Genomic DNA, 18,217 nt, shown 5'->3' on the forward strand with positions numbered 1-18,217 from the left:
GGGAAATCCTTCCCAATAGTTGCACAACCAGGGAGTTTTCCCCGGGAATCCTCGCGAACCTCGGTGCATTTGATACAAAGTAATTGGTCCGACTTATGCGTGCGGCGCCCATAATTTCTGTATTATTCGGGGCACAACAATTAAACAAGACTCTGCCGGCGATAAAGCAGTTCCATAATCAGGAATAAACCATGGCCCGAGAATCCTACGCAGCTCTGCAAGCAAAGATCGAAAAGGAAATCACCAAGCTCCAGAAGAAGGCGGAAGCCCTTCAAAACAAGCGGCGCAAGCCGGTCATCACCTCCATCGTCAATTCCATGCGCGAATATGACATTACCCCGGAGGAGATCGCCGCCGCCTTCGGCGCGGCCAAGCCGGCCCGCACCGCTTCGCGCCGCAAGGCGGGAGGCGCCGCGCGCGCCGCCACCGCCGCCAAGCGCGCCGTGGCGCCGAAATACCGTCACCCGCAAACAGGCGAAACCTGGAGCGGCCGCGGCAAGGCGCCGCGCTGGCTCGCCGCCGAAGAAGCCAATGGCGCCTCGCGCGAGAGCTTCCTCATCAAGGAATGAAAGCTTTTTGAAAGAAAATCGGCGCACCGTTCCGGTGCGCCGATTTTTTATTAACATTGCAATGATCCGGCGGCCTGCCGCGCTTTATTGCAGCGGGTATTCCACCTCGCGCTCGGCGCCATTATTGCCGGGAAAATTATCAAATATTGCACGCGTCAGGTAAGGCATCATGCGCAGCAGGTCGCCCCGGTCGCTCAATATATAGGCGGTGGAGCGGTAGACCTCCTTTCCGCCCCGCTGCGTATCGCGGATCTGCAGCGTAAGCGAATTGCGGTACGCCACGGCGGGCACGTCCACCCAGGCCGGACCCCAGTATCCGCCATAGGGCGCCCAGGGCCCCGGCCCGTAGAAGCCGCCATAACCGTATCCGTAGCCGCCGTAGAAATACGGATCGTACGGACGCCGCACCGTGACCTGGGTCTGGCTGGCGCCATAATGGAAACTCACGTCGAAGCGGGCAGGCGCGCCTGCGGGCGCCTCCACCAGGCCGGTCGCCCCGATGGCGGCGCGCACCGTGTCCTGGAAAGACTGGTACTCGAGATTGTTGGTTTGAGACGCGTCGGCCGGTACGAAACGGTATGTCTGGCCCTCGACGCCCGCCGGCCATTGCTGGAATGAGGTGACGTGAGCGGAAACCGACGGCGCGGCGCACCCGCTGAGCGCCACCGCCCCCAGCACCGCGAATATGCCCGCGCACCGCCAGGCTCCGGATTTCGACAACCACGACATTTGCTGCTCCTTCACGCGCGTTGGCGCCATGATACCGAGGTTGGACATGCGGGGGCGCCAAAAGTTTTGCCCGTGGATCGCGCCATGGCCGGCATTGCGCCGGGCTCGGCCAAATGGCCTCCGGCGCGGCGGACGGGCACCCACTACAATTGGGATTCTTCCCTCATTCCGGACGGCAATTCCATGCGTACCGATACGCCCATCACCGTTTACCGCAAGGATTATCAGCCCTACCCCTACGAGATCCCCGAAGTCGACCTGAGTTTCGACCTCGCGCCCGAGTCCACCGAGGTGCGCAGCATCATGCAAGTCAGGCGCAAAGCCGACGCCGGCAACGACGCGGCGCTGGTCCTGGACGGCGAGGAACTGGAGCTGGTCTCGGTGGCGGTGGACGGCCAGCCCCTGCCCCCGGAACGCTACAGCCTGACCGGACACAGCCTTACCCTCCATGGCCTGCCTTCCGAGTGCCGGGTGGAAACCGTGAGCCGCTGCCGGCCCGACGCCAACTCCACGCTCATGGGACTTTACGTCTCGGGCGGCAATTTCTTCACCCAGTGCGAAGCCGAGGGCTTTCGCCGCATTACCTGGTTCGCCGACCGGCCCGACGTCATGTCGCGCTACCGCGTCACGCTGCGCGCCCCCGGCCAGTATCCTGTGCTGCTGTCCAACGGCAACCTGGTGGCGGCGCGCGCCCTGCCCGACGGACGCAACGAGGTGCAATGGGAAGATCCGTTTCCCAAGCCCTGCTATCTCTTCGCCCTGGTGGCGGGCAACCTGACGCACCGCGAAACCCGCGTGCGCACCGCCAGCGGGCGCGAGGTGCTGCTCCAGGTCTACAGCGACCCCGGCTCGGAAACCAAAACGGAATGGGCGCTGGACTCGCTGGTGCGCGCCCTGCGCTGGGACGAGACACGCTTCGGGCTCGAGCTGGATCTGGACCGCTTCATGGTGGTGGCCGTACATGACTTCAACATGGGCGCCATGGAGAACAAGGGCCTCAACATCTTCAACGCGGCCTACGTGCTGGCCGACGCCGAAACGGCCACCGACGCCAACTACGAGGGCATCGAATCCGTCATCGGACACGAGTACTTCCACAACTGGACGGGCAACCGCGTAACCTGCCGCGACTGGTTCCAGCTCAGCCTCAAGGAAGGGCTCACGGTTTTCCGCGACCAGGAATTCAGCGCCGACATGATGGCGCGCGGCCTGGACGCCACGGCGGCGGCCAGCGCCCGCACCGTCAAGCGCATCGACGACGTGGTGGCGCTGCGGGCGGCGCAGTTCCCCGAGGACGCCGGCCCCATGGCGCACCCCATCCGCCCCGAGAGCTACCAGGAAATCGGCAACTTCTACACCGCCACGGTCTACGAGAAAGGCGCGGAAGTGATCCGCATGCAGCATACGCTGCTGGGCGAGGAAGGCTTTCGCGCGGGCATGGACGAGTATTTCCGCCGCCACGACGGCCAGGCCGTCACCTGCGACGATTTCGTGGCCGCCATGGAATCGGTCTACATGCGCCAGCATCCGGGCCGCGATCTTTCCGTGTTCCGGCGCTGGTACCGCCAGGCGGGCACGCCGCACGTCACGGTGAAGCTTGAGCACGACGCGGCCGCGCGCCAGTGCAAGGTGACGCTGTCGCAGGAATGCGCGCCGGTCGGCGTGGAGAAGAAGGCCGGCCCGGACTACGTGAAGGCGCCCTTCCACATTCCGTTCGCCATCGGCCTGCTCGACCGCGAAGGCAGGCCGCTGCCGTTGCGCCACGAAGGCCAGGTCCGCGACACGGCCCTGCTGGAACTCACCACCGAGAGCCAGCAGTGGGTGTTCGACGACATCGACGCGCCGCCGGTGCCCTCGCTGCTGCGCGACTTCTCCGCCCCCGTCATCGTGGTCTACGACTGGACCGACGAGGAACTGGCGCTGCTGTCGGCGCACGACCCCAATCCGTTCGCGCGCTGGGAAGCCGGCCAGGAACTGGCCACGCGGCAGATCCTGGCGCTGGCGGGCGCCCGCCAGGCGGGCCGCACGCTGCACGCGGCCCCGGCCTTCATCGCCGCCTGGCGCGCCCTGCTCACCGACCCGTCCATCGACGCGGCCTACCGGGCGCGGGCACTGGCGCTGCCGTCGGAGAAGACCCTGGCCGAACGCATGCAAGCGATCGACCCGCCGGCCCTGGCGGTGGCGCGCGACTTCCTGCGCGCCGAGCTGGGCAGGCAGCTCCAGGCCGAGTTCCGCGCCGCCTTCGACGCCAACCAGACGCCCGGCCCCTACAGCCCCGCCCCCGAGCCCGCGGGCAAGCGCGCCCTGAAGAACCTCGCGCTGGCCCACCTCATGGCGGCGGGCGAGCACGAAGCGCAGCGGCTGGCCCGGCAGCAGTACGAGCAGGCCGGCAACATGACCGACAGCCTGGCCGCGCTCGGCGCGCTGCTGAACTACGGCCATGGCGAGTACCCGCAGCAGGCGCTCGCCGGCTTCTACGCGCGCTGGAAGGACAACCCCCTGGTGGTGGACAAATGGTTCAGCCTGCAGGCCACGGCGCGCCACGCCACCGTGCAGACCGCGCGCGAGCTCATGTCGCACCCGGCGTTCACGCTGCGCAACCCCAACCGCGCGCGCGCGCTCATCTTCCAGTTCTGCCTGAACAACGCGCGCGGCATGCACCATCCGGACGGCTCGGGCTACGCGTTCTGGGAAGAACAGGTGCTGGCGCTGGACGCGCTCAACCCCGAGATCGCGGCGCGCCTGGCGCGCGCGCTGGACAACTGGTCGCGCTACGTGCCGGCCCTGCGCGCCCCCATGCAGGCGGCGCTGCAGCGCGTGCAGGCCCATGAGGGCCTTTCGCGCAACGTGCAGGAAATCGTATCCAAGGCTTTGGAATTCGCAGCATAGGAGAACCCTCTTGAAACGCAAAACCCTCACCCAATACCTGGTGGAGCAGCAGCGCTCCGCCCAGGCGCTGGCGCCTGAAGTGCGCCTGCTCATCGAAGTCGTGGCGCGCGCCTGCAAGGCCATCAGCCATGCCGTCAGCAAGGGCGCGCTGGGCGGCGTGCTCGGCAGCCTGGAAAGCGAGAACGTCCAGGGAGAAGTGCAGAAGAAGCTGGACGTGCTGTCCAACGAGATCCTGCTCGAAGCCAACGAATGGGGCGGCCATCTCGCGGCCATGGCCTCGGAAGAGATGGAAACCATCCACCTCATCCCGAACCGCTATCCCAAGGGCGAATACCTGCTGCTGTTCGATCCGCTGGACGGCTCGTCGAACATCGACGTCAACGTGTCCATCGGCACGATCTTCTCCGTGCTGCACGCGCCCCATGACGTGTCCGGCTCGTCGCCGGTCACCGAGGAAGACTTCCTGCAGCCCGGCAGCAAGCAGGTGGTCGCAGGTTATGCCGTGTACGGGCCGCAGACCATGCTGGTGCTGACCATCGGCAAGGGCGTGATGGGTTTCACGCTGGACCGCGAAATGGGCTCGTGGGTGCTCACGCACGAGAACATCCGCATTCCGGAAGACACCAAGGAGTTCGCCATCAACATGTCCAACATGCGGCACTGGGCCCCGCCGGTCAAGCGCTACATCGACGACTGTCTGGCGGGCAAGACGGGCCCCCTGGGCAAGGACTACAACATGCGCTGGATCGCGTCCATGGTGGCCGATGTGCACCGCATCCTGACGCGCGGCGGCATCTTCATGTACCCGTGGGATGCACGCGAGCCGGGCAAGGCCGGCAAGCTGCGCCTCATGTACGAAGCCAACCCCATGAGCTTTATCGTCGAGCAGGCAGGCGGCGCGGCCATCGACGGCGCCCAGCGCATCCTGGACATCCAACCCGAGAAGCTGCACCAGCGCGTGAGCGTGATTCTCGGCTCCAAGAACGAAGTCGAGCGTGTGGGCCGCTACCACGCCGAGGCCCGGCAGGGCTGAGGCCGCGCCGCGGGCCCGCGCCCCACGAAAAAAGCCCTGGCGCAGATGCGCCAGGGCTTTTTTTCGCGAAGCCGCGGGAAAGGCTATTTGACCTCTTCCATGCCTTTCACGTCGTCCTTGTTGATCTGGACCTTCTTGCCGTCCTTGTCGTATTCGTACATGCCGGAGTCCTTGTTGTACTTCGGCTCGTCGGGCGCCACGTCCGAGCTGCCGTCGCGGTGCTGGATGACCGTGGGCGACGAGCACGCGGCCAGCGAACCGGCGCAAGCGATCATCAGGGCGAGCGTCATCGTCTTCAGATTCATGGGGCTGTTCTCCGATCTGTGAACTAACGCTTTCACTGTATCCGACCCCAAAACCCAATTCATTGCGGGTTCCGCTCAAAATGCGTGAGAACGTAAATGGCGCGGCGGCCCCGCCGCGCCGCCCGCCGCCCCGGGAAAGCGGCCAGGAAAAACCCCTCGCCGGCGCGCCGGGAGGGGTTTCACAACTACACATGCGGCAAGCGGCGATTACACCTTGGCGTGCGCCTCGATGTAGCGGCGCACGGCGTCCGCGTCGCAGTCCATGACTTCCACGCGCTGCGGCCGCAGCTCCAGGTCCGCCAGCGCCGCCGGCGGCGTGGCCGGACGGCCCAGCGCCTCTTCGATGGTGTCCGAGAACTTGGCCGGCAAGGCGGTTTCGAGCACCACCATGGGCACACCCTCTTCCACGTACTGCCGGGCCACCTTCACGCCGTCCGCGGTGTGCGGATCGACCAGCACGCCGGTCTCGTCATAGGTGGAGCGGATGGTGGCCAGGCGGTCGGCATGCGTGCTTGCGCCGGCCACGAAACCGAAGCGGGACTCGAACTCCGGCTTCAGGGCCGAGAGGTCGAAGCTGCCCCGCGAGCCCAGTTCGGCCCACAGCGCCTTCACGCGGCCAGGGTCGCGGCCCACCAGGTCGAACACGAAACGCTCGAAGTTCGAGGCGCGCGAGATGTCCATGGAGGGGCTGGACGTGGCGTAGGTCTGCTCGGCCGGGCGCGGGCGGTATACGCCGGTGCGGAAGAACTCCTCCAGCACGTTGTTCTCGTTGGTGGCCAGCACCAGGCGACGCACCGGCAGCCCCATGCTGCGCGCGATGTGGCCGGACAGGATGTTGCCGAAGTTGCCCGAGGGCACCGCGAACGACACCTGCTGGCCCGGGCCGGCGGTGGCGCGCAGCCAGCCATGGAAGTAGTACACCACCTGCGCCGCGATGCGCGCCCAGTTGATGGAGTTCACCGCGCCCAGGCGATAGCGCGTCTTGAATTCCAGGTCGCCGGCCAGCGTCTTGACGATGTCCTGGGCCTGGTCGAACACGCCGCGCACGGCGATGTTGTGGATGTTCTCGTCTTGCAGCGAGTACATCTGGGCGCGCTGGAAGGCGCTCATGCGGCCATGGGGCGAAAGCATGAACACCGCCACGCTCTTCTTGCCGCGCAACGCGTACTCGGCGGCCGAGCCCGTGTCGCCCGAAGTCGCGCCCACGATGTTGAGCGTCGTGCCGCGGCGCTCGAGCACGTACTCGAACACCTGGCCCAGGAACTGCATGGCCATGTCCTTGAAGGCCAGCGTGGGGCCTTCGGACAGCCCCAGCAGCGACAGCCCGCCGTCCAGCGGGCGCAGCGGCACGATGTCCTCGCTGCTGAAAACCTGCTGGTTGTAGGCGGCGCGGGTCAGGCGGCGCAGGTCTTGCGCGGGGATGTCGGTGGCGAAGAGCGAGAGCACTTCGTAGGCAAGGTCGGCATAGCGCAGGCCGCGCCAGGACTCCAGCGTGCCGGCCGGCACCTGCGGCAGCGACTCGGGAATCGCCAGGCCGCCGTCGGGAGCCAGGCCCTCGAGCAGGATGTCCGAAAACGGCTGGGCAGCCATGCCGCCGCGGGTCGAGATGTATTTCATGTCAGGTTTTCCACGCGCAGCCGGGTCACCCGGGACCGCACGAACGGCAGCGCCTCGATACGCTCGATGGCCTGGTTGACGTTGCCTTCCAGCGCCTCGTGCGTCAGGAAGATGATATCGGCCCCGCCGATGTGCGAGGGCTGCTGGATCATGGAGCCGATGGAAATGGCGCGGTCGGCCAGGATGCGGGCGATGTCGGCCAGCACGCCCGGCTGGTCGTCCACGCGCAGGCGCAGGTAATACGACGTGCTCACCTGCTCGATGGGCAGGATGGGCGTATCCGACATGGCATCGGGTTGGAACGCCAGGTGCGGGACGCGGTTGCCCGGATCGGCCGTGTGCAGGCGGGTGACGTCCACCAGGTCGGCCACCACCGCCGAAGCGGTGGGCTCCTCGCCGGCGCCCTGGCCGTAGTACAGCGTGGGCCCTACGGCGTCGCCCTTGACGAGCACGGCGTTCATGGCGCCCTCGACGTTGGCGAGCAGGCGCTCGGCCGGCACCAGCGCCGGGTGCACGCGCAGCTCGATGCCTTCGGCGCGGCGGCGCGTGATGCCCAGCAGCTTGATGCGGTAGCCCAGCCGCTCGGCATGCGCGATGTCTTCCTGGGCCAGTTGCGAAATGCCTTCGATGTGCGCGCGCTCGAACTGCACCGGCACGCCGAAGGCCAGCGAGGCCAGCAGCGTGAGCTTGTGCGCGGCGTCCACGCCCTCGACGTCGAAGGTGGGGTCGGCTTCCGCGTAGCCCAGGCGCTGCGCCTCGGCCAGCACCTCGGCGAACGGCAGCCCGCGCGAGCGCATTTCGGAGAGGATGAAATTGGTGGTGCCGTTGATGATCCCCGCCACCCACTGGATGCGGTTGGCCGTGAGGCCTTCGCGGATGGCCTTGATGATGGGCACGCCGCCCGCCACCGCGGCCTCGAAGGCCACCATGACGCCGCGCTCGGACGCCGCGGCGAAGATCTCGTTGCCGTGCTTGGCCAGCAGCGCCTTGTTGGCGGTGACCACGTGCTTGCCCTGCGCGATCGCTTCGAGCACCAGCTCGCGCGCCAGCGTGTCGCCGCCGATCAGTTCGACCACGATGTCGATGTTGGGGTCGCGCACCAGCGCATGCACGTCGGTATCGACCAGGATCGAGTCGCCCACGCGGGTGCGCGCCTTGGCCACGTCGCGCACGGCGGCGCGCGTCACCTCGATGCGGCGGCCGGCCCGGCGCGCGATCTCCTCGGCGTTGCGCGACAGCACGGTCCACGTGCCGCCGCCCACCACGCCAAGCCCGAGCAGGCCGACTTTCATGGGATTCATCGCGGCGCCCTCTGCGGGCGGGCGTTGAGGGGAATTCATTTCAGTTCTCCATATTGCTACGCGAAAAGCACCACACTTGGCAACACCACGCGAGGCCGCGCGGAGCCGGCCTCGCCGGTCCGCTGCGGCGCCCCTTGAGGGGGAAGCGCGCAGCGCTGCGGGGGGGGGGCTCTACCGCAGCAATCCGTCCTTGCGGAACATGTCTTTGATGCCGCGCACCGCCTGGCGGGTGCGCTGCTCGTTTTCGATGAGAGCGAAGCGCACGTATTCGTCGCCGTACTCGCCGAAGCCGATCCCGGGGGAAACGGCCACTTTCGCATCCGACAGGACGCGCTTGGAGAATTCCAAAGAACCCATCGCCCTGTAGGGCTCGGGGATCTGCGCCCAGATGTACATGGACGCCTTGGGAATCTCCACATTCCAACCTGCTTCGTGCAGCCCGCGCGCGAGCACGTCGCGGCGGCTCTGGTACTGGGACACGATTTCCTTCACGCAGTCCTGCGGGCCGTCGAGCGCGGCGATGGACGCCACCTGGATGGGGGTGAAGGTGCCGTAGTCGTGATAGCTCTTGATGCGGGCCAGCGCGCCCACCAGCTCGCGGTTGCCCACCATGTAGCCAATGCGCCAGCCAGCCATGTTGTAGCTCTTGCTCATGGTGAAGAACTCGACGGCCACGTCGCGCGCGCCGGGCACCTGCATGATGGAAGGGGCCACGTAGCCGTCGAACGTGATGTCGGCATAGGCCAGGTCATGCACGACGAGGATGTCATGCTCCTTGGCCAGCGCCACCACGCGCTCGAAGAAGGAGAGGTCCACGCACTGCGCCGTGGGGTTGCTGGGAAAGCCCAGCACCATCATCTTGGGCTTGGGAATGGATTCGCGCACCGCGCGTTCCAGCTCCTCGAAGAAATCCACGCCCGGCGTCATGCGCACCGAACGGATGTTGGCGCCGGCGATGACCGCTCCGTAGATGTGGATGGGGTAGCTGGGGTTGGGCACCAGCACCGTGTCGCCGCGGTCCAGCGTAGCCAGCATGAGGTGGGCCAGGCCTTCCTTGGAGCCGATGGTGACGATGGCTTCCGAGTCGGGGTCGAACTCCACGTCGTAGCGGCGCTGGTACCAGTCGCAGATCGCCTTGCGCAGCCGCGGAATGCCCTTGGACACCGAATAGCCGTGCGTGGTGGGCCGGGTGGCGGCTTCCACGAGCTTGTCCACGATGTGCTTGGGCGTGGCGCCGTCCGGGTTGCCCATGGACATGTCGATGATGTCTTCGCCCCGCCGCCGGGCCGCCATCTTGAGCTCGCCGGTAATGTTGAAAACGTACGGAGGCAGGCGCTCGATGCGGGAGAACTTCCTCATGATGGGAATCCTTAGGCGTAGGGGAAGAGAAGACAGTCGGAATGAAAGAATCAGCGGGCAACAGGCAACGGGCCGGAAACACCGGAAAAGCCGCAGGCCGGAAAAAACGGGGAGCGAAGCGCCCCCGCGCCGGCGGACCGGCGCGGCATTTGCACCGCAGCAAAACCCTGTAATCTAGCGCAAGCGCGTCCCTGCGGCAAATGAGGCGCGCAGGCGCCCCGGCCCCAGTGGATACCCTGCAACATGCGGTCATTCCGATGCGCTATCATCGGGCACATAAAGCCGGAGTTTTTATTGAAGCTGCACACCGATCCTGCGACAGGCGCTCTGAATACCGTCACAGCCTATGGCGACGGTTACATCGAGGTCAACCAGGTACGTTTTTCCCACTCGGTCGCCTTCGGTCCCGAAGGCGACGTCCTCCAGTGGCCTGTAGAGGCCGTGGCCGACATCACCTCCACCCTCCTGCGCCAGGCCGCCGGGCTGTCCGAGCCCGTGCGCGACCCCCTGGCCTTTCTCGATGAGCCCGAGGCCGACGCGGCGCCCGGCCGTCCGGCCAACGCGCCCGAGGTGCTGCTGGTGGGCACGGGCGCGCGCCAGCATTTCCTGCGCCCCGACGTGCTCCGTCCCCTGCTGGCCATGGGCATCGGCGTGGAAACCATGGACACGCACGCCGCCTCGCGCACCTACAACATCCTGATGGCGGAGGGCCGGCGGGTCGTCGTCGCCCTCATTCCTCCCAACGGAGACCCCCAGAAATGACGCCGATCATAGGCAAGCCCGCCCCCCTGTTCACCGCTGAAAGCACCATAGGCCCGATCAGCCTGGAGCAGTGCCAGGGCCGCGCGGTCATCCTCTATTTCTATCCCAAGGACAACACGCCGGGCTGCACCACCGAAAGCCAGGACTTCCGCGACCTGCACGCGGAGTTCCTCGCCGCCAGCGCCGTGGTGATCGGCATCTCGCGCGATTCGCTGAAATCGCACGAGAACTTCAAGGCCAAGTACGACCTTCCCTTCCCGCTCATCTCCGACGCCGACGAAACCGTCTGCAACCTGTACGGCGTCATCAAGCAGAAGAACATGTACGGCAAGCAGGTGCGGGGCATCGAGCGCAGCACCTTCCTGATCGACGCCTATGGCGTGCTGGTGCAGGAGTGGCGCGGGGTGAAAGTGCCCGGCCACGCCAAGGAAGTCCTGCAGGCCGCCAAGAGCATCGGCTAGCCGCCCGTGATCGAGAAGCAAGAAAAGAACCAGGCCCAGCGCCCGTTCCCGCCGGAAGCAGCCGCCATCCGGCGTGAACCCGGGCGCTAGCCGGACCCACAGGAGAGTGCTCATATGCCGCTTCCGAAGTTGCCCACCCGCCCCGCAGCCATCCTGACTTTCCCCACGGGCGAATCCGCCCGGGGCGCCGCGCGCGGCGCCAAGAACAAGGCCGCGGCCCAGGCCGCAGGCGAAGACGAGGCCGACCTGCAGGTCCAACCCGAACTCGAGGGCATGTCCGTGCCGGCGCGCAAGGCCCAGGCGCCCGTCCCGGCCCGCTCGCCCGCCAGCCAGCCGGCCCCGGCGCCCGCCGAGCCGCCCGCCCGCCAGGCCAGGACCGCCACGACAGCCCGCCGCGGCAAGCCCCGCCCGCAGAACGAGCCCCGCAAGCTCTTCGTGCTGGACACCAACGTGCTGCTGCACGATCCGAGCTCGCTCTTCCGCTTCGAGGAACACGACATCTTCCTGCCGATGATGACGCTGGAAGAACTCGACCACCAGAAGAAAGGCATGTCCGAAGTGGCGCGCAACGCGCGCCAGGTCAGCCGTTCGCTGGACGCCCTGGTGCAGGACGCCTCGAAGCTCGACGAGGGCCTGGACCTGTCGGCCCTGGGCAACAAGGACGCCACGGGCCGGCTCATGTTCCAGACCACGGCCATCCACAGCACCCTGCCCTCCGACCTGCCCATGGGCAAGGCCGACAACCAGATCCTGGGCGTGGTGCGCGCCCTGCAGGAGAAATACCCGCAGCGCGAGGTGGTGCTGGTGTCCAAGGACATCAACATGCGCCTGAAGGCCCGCGCGCTGGGCATGGCCGCCGAAGACTATTACAACGACCACGTCCTCGAAGACTCCGACCTGATGTACACGGGCGTGATGCAGCTGCCCGAGGACTTCTGGAACAAGCACGGCAAGGACGTCGAGTCCTGGCAACAGGGCGGCACCACGTTCTACCGCATCCACGGCCCGCTGTGCTCGCAGTTCGTGGTCAACCAGTTCGTCTATTTCGAGGGCCAGATGCCGCTGTACGCGCAGGTGCGCGAAGTCAGCGGCAAGATGGCGGTGCTGGCCACGCTGCGCGACTACACCCATGGCAAGAACGCGGTCTGGGGCATCACGGCGCGCAACCGCGAGCAGAACTTCGCCATGAACCTGCTGATGAACCCCGAATGCGACTTCATCTCGCTGCTGGGCCAGGCCGGCACAGGCAAGACGCTGCTGGCGCTGGCCGCGGGCATCACGCAGGTGCTGGAAACCAAGCGCTACACCGAGATCATCATGACCCGCGTCACGGTGCCGGTGGGCGAAGACATCGGTTTCCTGCCGGGCACGGAAGAAGAAAAGATGCTGCCCTGGATGGGCGCGCTCGAGGACAACCTCGACGTGCTCAACATGGGCGATGGCGAAGGCAACGGCGACTGGGGCCGCGCGGCCACCATGGACCTCATCCGCTCGCGCATCAAGGTGAAGTCGCTCAATTTCATGCGCGGCCGCACCTTCCTGAACAAGTACCTCATCATCGACGAGGCGCAGAACCTCACGCCCAAGCAGATGAAGACGCTCATCACGCGCGCCGGACCCGGCACCAAGGTGATCTGCCTGGGCAACATCGCGCAGATCGACACGCCCTACCTCACCGAGGGCAGTTCGGGCCTGACGTTCGTGGTGGACCGCTTCAAGGGCTGGCCGCACGCGGGCCACGTGACGCTGCAGCGCGGCGAACGTTCCCGCCTGGCCGACTACGCGGCCGAGGTGCTGTAGCCTCCTGCCCGCCGAAGGCAGAAAAAACGGGCCAGCATGCGCTGGCCCGTTTTTTTCGCGTCCGCGCGGCCTTATTGCGCCGCGTTGGTAATGGCGTTGCCGGCCCGCGAGACGTCCTTGCCCATGCCGGCCACGGTGTTGCAGCCGGCCAGGACGAATCCAAAGACCAGGAACGCGGTCAGCACGATTTTCGCGCGCATCTTCGACTCTCCTGAAACAAGAAAACGTTCCGCCAGGCTCAGACGATCTGCACGCGCAACTCGCCCAGCCCCTCGACGCCGCCCGTGAGCACGTCGCCCTTCGCCACGGCGCCCACGCCTTCGGGCGTGCCCGTGAAGATGAGGTCGCCGGGCCGCAGCTCGAACAGGCCGGACAGGTAGGAGATGCTCTCGGGAATGTTCCAGATCATCTGGGAGATGTCGCTGGACTGCTTGCGCTCGCCGTTGACGTCGAGCCAGATCGCGCCCTTTTCGAGGGTGCCCACCACGCTGCGCGGGTGGATGGGGCCCAGCGGGGCGGAAAAATCGAAGGCCTTGCCCACTTCCCAGGGACGGCCCTGCTTCTTCATTTCGCCCTGCAGGTCGCGGCGCGTCATGTCCAGGCCCAGCGCGTAGCCCCACACGCATTCGTTGGCCTGCTCCACGGGAATATCGCGCCCGCCCTTGCCCAGCACCACCACCAGCTCCATTTCGTAGTGCAGGTTGGAGGTCTTGGGCGGATACGGCATCTTGCCGGTTTCGCCGTCGGCCACGCTCAGCACGGCGTCGGCCGGCTTGCAGAAGAAGAACGGATCCTCGCGTCCGGTAAAGCCCATTTCCTTGGCGTGCTCGGCGTAGTTGCGGCCGACACAGTAGACGCGGCGCACGGGAAACCGCGCGGCGCTTCCGGCAACGGGAACCGCGGTCAGCGGCTGGGGAGGCAATACGTAGTCCATAATCTCAATCAACCTGTGACGTGTACATGACCGGAAACCGGCGGCAAAAAATCCATCCGCGAGTTTATCCGTTTCCGCGGCCTCGGGCTCGCCTTGTTTTGTTCAGGAAAACGTAGGCATTTCGGGGGGCCGAAGGCACCGCGGCGCGGCGGCGGCCGGCCCATGCCAGCCGCGGCCGCGCCGCGGTGTCCAAGCGAGCCGGAGCGTTTCAGGCGCTCTTGCCGGCGTAGCGCTCGGCGCTCTTCACGATTTCCTCGTGCGCCGCGTCCAGGCCCTTCCAGCCCTTGACCTTGACCCACTTGCCCTTCTCGAGGTCTTTGTAGTGCTCGAAGAAATGCTGGATGCGCGAGATGTCTTCGGCGGGCAGGTCTTCGTAGGACTTGATGTTGCGGTACGGGGGGTACAGCTTCTCGATGGGCACCGCCAGCAGCTTGGCGTCGCCGCCCGACTCATCGTCCATTTCCAGCACGCCGATCGCGCGGCAGCGCACGACCGCGCCGATCTGGATCGGGAACGGCGTGATGACCAGCACGTCGGCCGGGTCGCCGTCTTCCGAGAGGGTCTGGGGGATGTAGCCGTAGTTGCACGGATAGTGCATGGCCGTCAGCATGAAACGGTCGACGAAAATCGCGCCCGTTTCCTTGTCGACCTCGTACTTCACCGGGTCGGCATTCATGGGGATTTCGATGATGACGTTGAAATCTTCGGGCAGCTTCTTGCCGGGGGACACGCGATCGAGACTCATGGTTCAGCCTTGTTGTCTGTATGAAGAAAAATCAGTGCTCGTCCTTGAAGGGCGGCTTGGTGGCGGGTATGGGCGCGGACGGCTCGGCATCGGCCGCGGGCCTGGACGAGGGCTTGGCGCCGGCCGCCGGCGTGGGCCCATAGGTGGGCACCGGATCGTCGAACGCGGCGGCCGGAATCGGCGCGCTGTCGAAATACTCGTCCAGGTCCGAGGCGCCGCCCGCCACGGGCGCGTCTTCGGGGGCCAGCGCCTTGTCGCGCTGGTCCTTGCTGGCGCGCGCGTCGGGATCGAGCACGTAGTCCGAGGCGGAAGCCGCCACGGCCGGCGCCACGGGCGGGTAATCGCCGGCCGGCAGCACGTCCGCATCGGTGTCGGACAGGCCCACCGCATAGCCGCCTTCGGCATCGAGGTGATGGGGATCGGAGCCGGTGTCGGCGGCCGGCAGCGCCGCGTCGGCGGCCAGCACCGGCAGCGCCATGCTGGCCGCCGTGGCGAGCCGCCAATGGCGCACCGCGTCCGCGGGACGTTCGAGGCGGTCGTACAGGCTGCCCAGCAGCGCATGCGTCTGCGCGTCGTTGCGGCGGCTCAGGCTGCGCAGCAGATAACGCTCGGCCTGCCCCCAGAGCTGGCCGTTCAGGCACAGCATGCCCAGCGCGGCAAGCAGATCGGGATCGGTGGGGCGCTGCTGCAGCCAGGTTTCGGCCTTGGCGAGCCGACGCGGCACCTGCTCGGCATCGCAGCGCGCATAAGCGGCGACCAGCGCCGGATTGAACTTCACGCCGATGGCCGCCTCGAGCACGCGCGCGGCCTCGTTGGCCTCGCCTGCCGCCTCGAAGGCCGCCGCGCCCGCCAGCGCCACGCCCGGCAGCAGACGCTCTTCCGATTTCAGTTCTTTCCAGATGGCGCGCCAGGCGTCGCTGCCCGCCCCGGCCCGCAGGCGGGCGGAGGCGGATTCGTCGATCAGGAAATCGGCTTCGGCGCGCGGCATGGCGTTGCGCCGCGCCAGCCCCCGCGCCAGCGCGAACACCTGGTCGTGATGGCGCAGGGCGCTGTGCGCGCGCAGCAGCAGGCGCATCGTGTGCAGGTGCCGGGCGCCGCCGTCGGCCAGCGGGGCCAGCACGGCCAGCGCGCGCTCGGCGCGCCCCTGGTCGAGCAGCATGTCGGCCGACACCGTCGCGGTGGCTTCGCGCAGGCCCGGATCGGACCCGGCCTGCTCCTCGGCCAGCGCCAGCAGCCGGTCGCGGCGGTCGAATTCAGCCAGCCCGTGCGCGGCACGCGCGGAGGAAAGCGCCGCGAGCACCTTGCGCGTGCGGACCTTGGTCTGCTCCAGCAGCTTGGTGAGATCTTTCTCGGCCTGCGAGTAGCGGCCCTCGAGCAGGCCCGTCCAGCCGCGTTCGAGCAGCTCGTGGTCGCGCGCCTGGGCCCGCTTGCCGCGCCAGGCGCGCACGCGATCGGGAATGGCCAGCAGCCAGGCCAGCAGGCGCAGGCCGACATACAGCACCACGAAGGCCGCCACCAGCAGCAGCACGGTGAGCGTGAGCGACAGCTCGATGCGCCAGGGCCAGACGAGCAGCAGCACATTGCCCGAATGCGCGCGCAGCACGACGGCCAGGGCGACGGCGACGACGGCGAGCAGGAGTGTCCAGAACCAGGTACGCATGGCCTCAGTCCTGCTCGTTGGCCTTGAAGCCGGCGGCGCGCAGGGCGGCGACCGCGTTCAGGCTGTCGGAAACGTCGGGCATATGCACGGCGATGTCGGTCTGCGCCAGGTCGCGCACGAGGTTTCGCGCGGCGGCGGTGTCGGGCGAACGCCCGTCGAAATACTTCGCGAGCGTGACGTCGATGTTGTCCAGTTCGTTCTTCCAGACGGTGGGCTGGCGCATCAGCATGGCGAGCTGCACGGTCAGCAGGCGCTGGCGCAGCGTGGCGCGCACCTGATCGGCCTGCTCGGGCGACAGCAGCAGCGCCATCGGCTCGTCCACGCGCTGCACGCGGATCAGGCCGCCCAGCTCATGCGCCAGGGCGGCGCCGGCGCGGCCCGGCCACGATGCGACCTCGGCGCGCCAGCGCTGCCACCAGGGCGCGTCGGCCGGCAGGCCGGCCAGCGGATCGGCCTCGGGCAGCGGCGGCTGTTCGGCGGCATCGGCGCCCGCCGGCGCCACGCCGGGGGCCGCCGCGTCGGGCACCAGCATCGGGGCGCGCCCCACCAGGGCCACCAGGCGCTCGATGCGGGCGGACTGGGCTGGGATATCCACCGTGGACACGGCGCGCAGCCGGTCCAGGTCGCCGTTGATGGCCTGCTGCAGGCTGGAGAAGCGGGGCCGGTCGGCGCGCGCCAGGCGCGACTGGGCGGTTTCCAGCGCCACGATGGCGTTGGACACGTTGCCCGCCAGGCGCAGCTGCTGGTTGGCGATGGTGAGCAGACGCTCGACGTCGTTGGCGAGCAGTTCGTCGCTGGCGCTGTCGTTGAAGTTCTGCCAGGCCTGCTGCAAGGCGGCGTACTGGCTTTGCGTCTCGCGGACCGTGTCTTCGAGCTCGGCCACGCGTCCGGCCCGGGCCTGGGCCAGCGCCAGGGCCTCGCGCGCCTCCTTGCGCGCCTGCGCGGTTTCGTTGGCGAGGGCGTCCACGCGCGTGGCCACTTCACGCCCCGCGGCCACGAACTGGACCCTCTGCTGCCACAGGGCATAGCCCAGCCCCACGGCCAGCAGGACCACAATGACGAGGGCGGCGACCAGCGCGCCGTTGCCGCGCCGGGCGGCGGCGGGCTTGGCGGACGCCGATGCGGCGGAAGCGGCCGGAGCCGATGCGGGCGCGCTTGCGCCGGGAACGGCCGCAGGAACGGCCGGATCGGTAGCGGGAGTCTTGTCAGTCATGACGCGATTGTATTCGGTGTCGGTCCGACGCAACGAATCAGGCGGCAACAAAAGCCTGGAAAATCGACTCGTCGTTGGGCATGCAGATTTGTACCATTGGCGCAGCCCCCGTGCCATGGCGCGGCAAGCGGCGCGCCAGCGCGGGATGCGTGGCCACGAAACCGCAGCGTTCCCACCACGCGCCCAGGCCCGCCGCGTCCAGGTTGGCGCGGATGGCGTCGATGCCCTCCCCGCTGGTGACCAGCCAGGTGACGGGCGTTCCCGCCTCGGCCCAGCGCCGCAATTGAGCCACGTCGGCGGCCGCCCAGGCCGCCGGCCGGCGCTCGTAGGCGGCATGGCGATCCACCGCCACGCCCTGGGCGGCCAGGGTGTCGCCCAGCCAGTCGCGGCCTCGCGTGCCGCGCACCAGCAGAACGCGCGCGGGCAGCGGACGGCCGCGCAGCAGTTCCCAGAGCGCCTCGGAATCGTGGCTGGGCGCCTCAGCGCCCGGATGCAGCACTGTTGTATTCGCGCCAAACCAGCCCGACTCCCGCAGCGCCTCGGCGCTGGCCGGCCCCACGGTCGCGGCCGGCACGACGGACGGCCAGGCGCCCATGCCGTGGGCGCGGGCGAGCTGATCGAAGTAATGACGAGCCGCGGCGCCGCTCACGAACACCACGAGCCCGTAGTCTTGCGGGCGGGGCACGGCGGCGGACGGGGCGAGCGGCAGGATGTCGAGGGCGGGCAGCGCGCGGGCGATGAAACCCGCGGCCTGCAGCCGGTGGGCCAGCGCTTCGTTGCGGCCTTCCGGCCGCGTCAGGATGGCGACCCGCGCGGACGCCGCGGCGGCTCGGGCCATCG

The 18,217-nt window shown here is 67.7% G+C and carries 17 protein-coding genes; 6 read left to right on the plus strand and 11 right to left on the minus strand.

What is annotated here, in order from left to right; translation table 11 throughout:
- Nucleotides 1-191: 191 nt before the first annotated feature.
- The gene (locus NGJ44_RS03430; protein ID WP_251863122.1) at nucleotides 192-569 is read left to right on the plus strand and encodes an H-NS histone family protein; all 378 of its coding nucleotides are present in this window, start codon (nucleotides 192-194) and stop codon (nucleotides 567-569) included.
- A gap of 84 nt (nucleotides 570-653) precedes the next feature.
- Here NGJ44_RS03430 and NGJ44_RS03435 read toward each other — a convergent pair whose 3' ends face one another.
- Nucleotides 654-1,298 (minus strand): DUF4136 domain-containing protein, encoded by a 645-nt coding sequence (locus tag NGJ44_RS03435; protein ID WP_053244658.1) that lies wholly within the window; start codon nucleotides 1,296-1,298, stop codon nucleotides 654-656.
- A gap of 183 nt (nucleotides 1,299-1,481) precedes the next feature.
- On the opposite strand from NGJ44_RS03435, the gene pepN reads away from it, so the two are divergent.
- The gene (gene pepN / locus NGJ44_RS03440; protein WP_251863123.1) at nucleotides 1,482-4,187 is read left to right on the plus strand and encodes an aminopeptidase N; all 2,706 of its coding nucleotides are present in this window, start codon (nucleotides 1,482-1,484) and stop codon (nucleotides 4,185-4,187) included.
- Nucleotides 4,188-4,197: 10 nt separating this feature from the next.
- Nucleotides 4,198-5,220 carry a class 1 fructose-bisphosphatase gene (locus NGJ44_RS03445; RefSeq protein ID WP_053244650.1) on the plus strand — a complete coding sequence of 341 codons (1,023 nt, stop codon included), beginning with the start codon at nucleotides 4,198-4,200 and terminating at the stop codon, nucleotides 5,218-5,220.
- A gap of 83 nt (nucleotides 5,221-5,303) precedes the next feature.
- On the opposite strand, the gene NGJ44_RS03450 is transcribed toward NGJ44_RS03445, so the two are convergent.
- The 4 genes from NGJ44_RS03450 to alaC form a co-directional block, all read right to left on the minus strand.
- Nucleotides 5,304-5,525, minus strand: a complete 222-nt coding sequence (locus NGJ44_RS03450) for a YgdI/YgdR family lipoprotein (protein ID WP_053244651.1) — start codon at nucleotides 5,523-5,525, stop codon at nucleotides 5,304-5,306.
- Between the two features lie 207 nt (nucleotides 5,526-5,732).
- Nucleotides 5,733-7,142: a threonine synthase gene (thrC, locus tag NGJ44_RS03455; protein WP_251863124.1), complete on the minus strand. Its 1,410-nt coding sequence runs from the start codon at nucleotides 7,140-7,142 to the stop codon at nucleotides 5,733-5,735.
- On the minus strand, nucleotides 7,139-8,443 hold the full coding sequence (locus NGJ44_RS03460) for a homoserine dehydrogenase (protein WP_251863178.1): 1,305 nt from the start codon (nucleotides 8,441-8,443) through the stop codon (nucleotides 7,139-7,141). The genes thrC and NGJ44_RS03460 overlap by 4 nt, the downstream gene beginning before the upstream one ends.
- Nucleotides 8,444-8,614: 171 nt before the next feature.
- Entirely contained in the window at nucleotides 8,615-9,802 is a 1,188-nt protein-coding gene (gene alaC, locus NGJ44_RS03465; RefSeq protein ID WP_053244652.1) for an alanine transaminase, read from the minus strand.
- Nucleotides 9,803-10,096: 294 nt separating this feature from the next.
- On the opposite strand from alaC, the gene NGJ44_RS03470 reads away from it, so the two are divergent.
- The 3 genes from NGJ44_RS03470 (at nucleotide 10,097) to NGJ44_RS03480 (ending at nucleotide 12,825) form a co-directional block, all read left to right on the plus strand.
- Nucleotides 10,097-10,564, plus strand: a complete 468-nt coding sequence (locus NGJ44_RS03470; protein WP_053244653.1) for an Mth938-like domain-containing protein — start codon at nucleotides 10,097-10,099, stop codon at nucleotides 10,562-10,564.
- Nucleotides 10,561-11,025, plus strand: coding sequence for a peroxiredoxin (locus NGJ44_RS03475; RefSeq protein ID WP_053244654.1), 465 nt, complete (start codon nucleotides 10,561-10,563; stop codon nucleotides 11,023-11,025). Before NGJ44_RS03470 ends, NGJ44_RS03475 begins: the two co-directional genes overlap by 4 nt.
- A gap of 114 nt (nucleotides 11,026-11,139) precedes the next feature.
- Nucleotides 11,140-12,825: a PhoH family protein gene (locus NGJ44_RS03480; RefSeq protein WP_251863125.1), complete on the plus strand. Its 1,686-nt coding sequence runs from the start codon at nucleotides 11,140-11,142 to the stop codon at nucleotides 12,823-12,825.
- Nucleotides 12,826-12,896: 71 nt separating this feature from the next.
- Here the strand turns inward: NGJ44_RS03480 and NGJ44_RS03485 are convergent, their stop codons facing one another.
- The 6 genes from NGJ44_RS03485 to NGJ44_RS03510 form a co-directional block, all read right to left on the minus strand.
- Nucleotides 12,897-13,025 carry an entericidin A/B family lipoprotein gene (locus NGJ44_RS03485; protein WP_053244655.1) on the minus strand — a complete coding sequence of 43 codons (129 nt, stop codon included), beginning with the start codon at nucleotides 13,023-13,025 and terminating at the stop codon, nucleotides 12,897-12,899.
- Between the two features lie 38 nt (nucleotides 13,026-13,063).
- A complete protein-coding gene (locus NGJ44_RS03490; protein WP_053244656.1) occupies nucleotides 13,064-13,759 on the minus strand; it encodes a fumarylacetoacetate hydrolase family protein in 696 nt (231 codons plus the stop codon).
- Between the two features lie 208 nt (nucleotides 13,760-13,967).
- Nucleotides 13,968-14,504, minus strand: coding sequence for an inorganic diphosphatase (gene ppa, locus NGJ44_RS03495; protein WP_053244657.1), 537 nt, complete (start codon nucleotides 14,502-14,504; stop codon nucleotides 13,968-13,970).
- Nucleotides 14,505-14,535: 31 nt separating this feature from the next.
- Complete coding sequence (locus NGJ44_RS03500) at nucleotides 14,536-16,164, minus strand: heme biosynthesis HemY N-terminal domain-containing protein (RefSeq protein ID WP_251863126.1); 1,629 nt, start codon at nucleotides 16,162-16,164, stop codon at nucleotides 14,536-14,538.
- Nucleotides 16,165-16,168: 4 nt separating this feature from the next.
- Nucleotides 16,169-17,377, minus strand: coding sequence for a uroporphyrinogen-III C-methyltransferase (locus tag NGJ44_RS03505; protein WP_251863127.1), 1,209 nt, complete (start codon nucleotides 17,375-17,377; stop codon nucleotides 16,169-16,171).
- Between the two features lie 37 nt (nucleotides 17,378-17,414).
- On the minus strand, nucleotides 17,415-18,215 hold the full coding sequence (locus NGJ44_RS03510) for a uroporphyrinogen-III synthase (RefSeq protein ID WP_251863128.1): 801 nt from the start codon (nucleotides 18,213-18,215) through the stop codon (nucleotides 17,415-17,417).
- Between the last annotated feature and the right edge of the window lie 2 nt (nucleotides 18,216-18,217).

The sequence above is a fragment of the Achromobacter sp. Marseille-Q4962 genome (genome assembly GCF_943737005.1).
GTDB lineage: Bacteria > Pseudomonadota > Gammaproteobacteria > Burkholderiales > Burkholderiaceae_B > Achromobacter.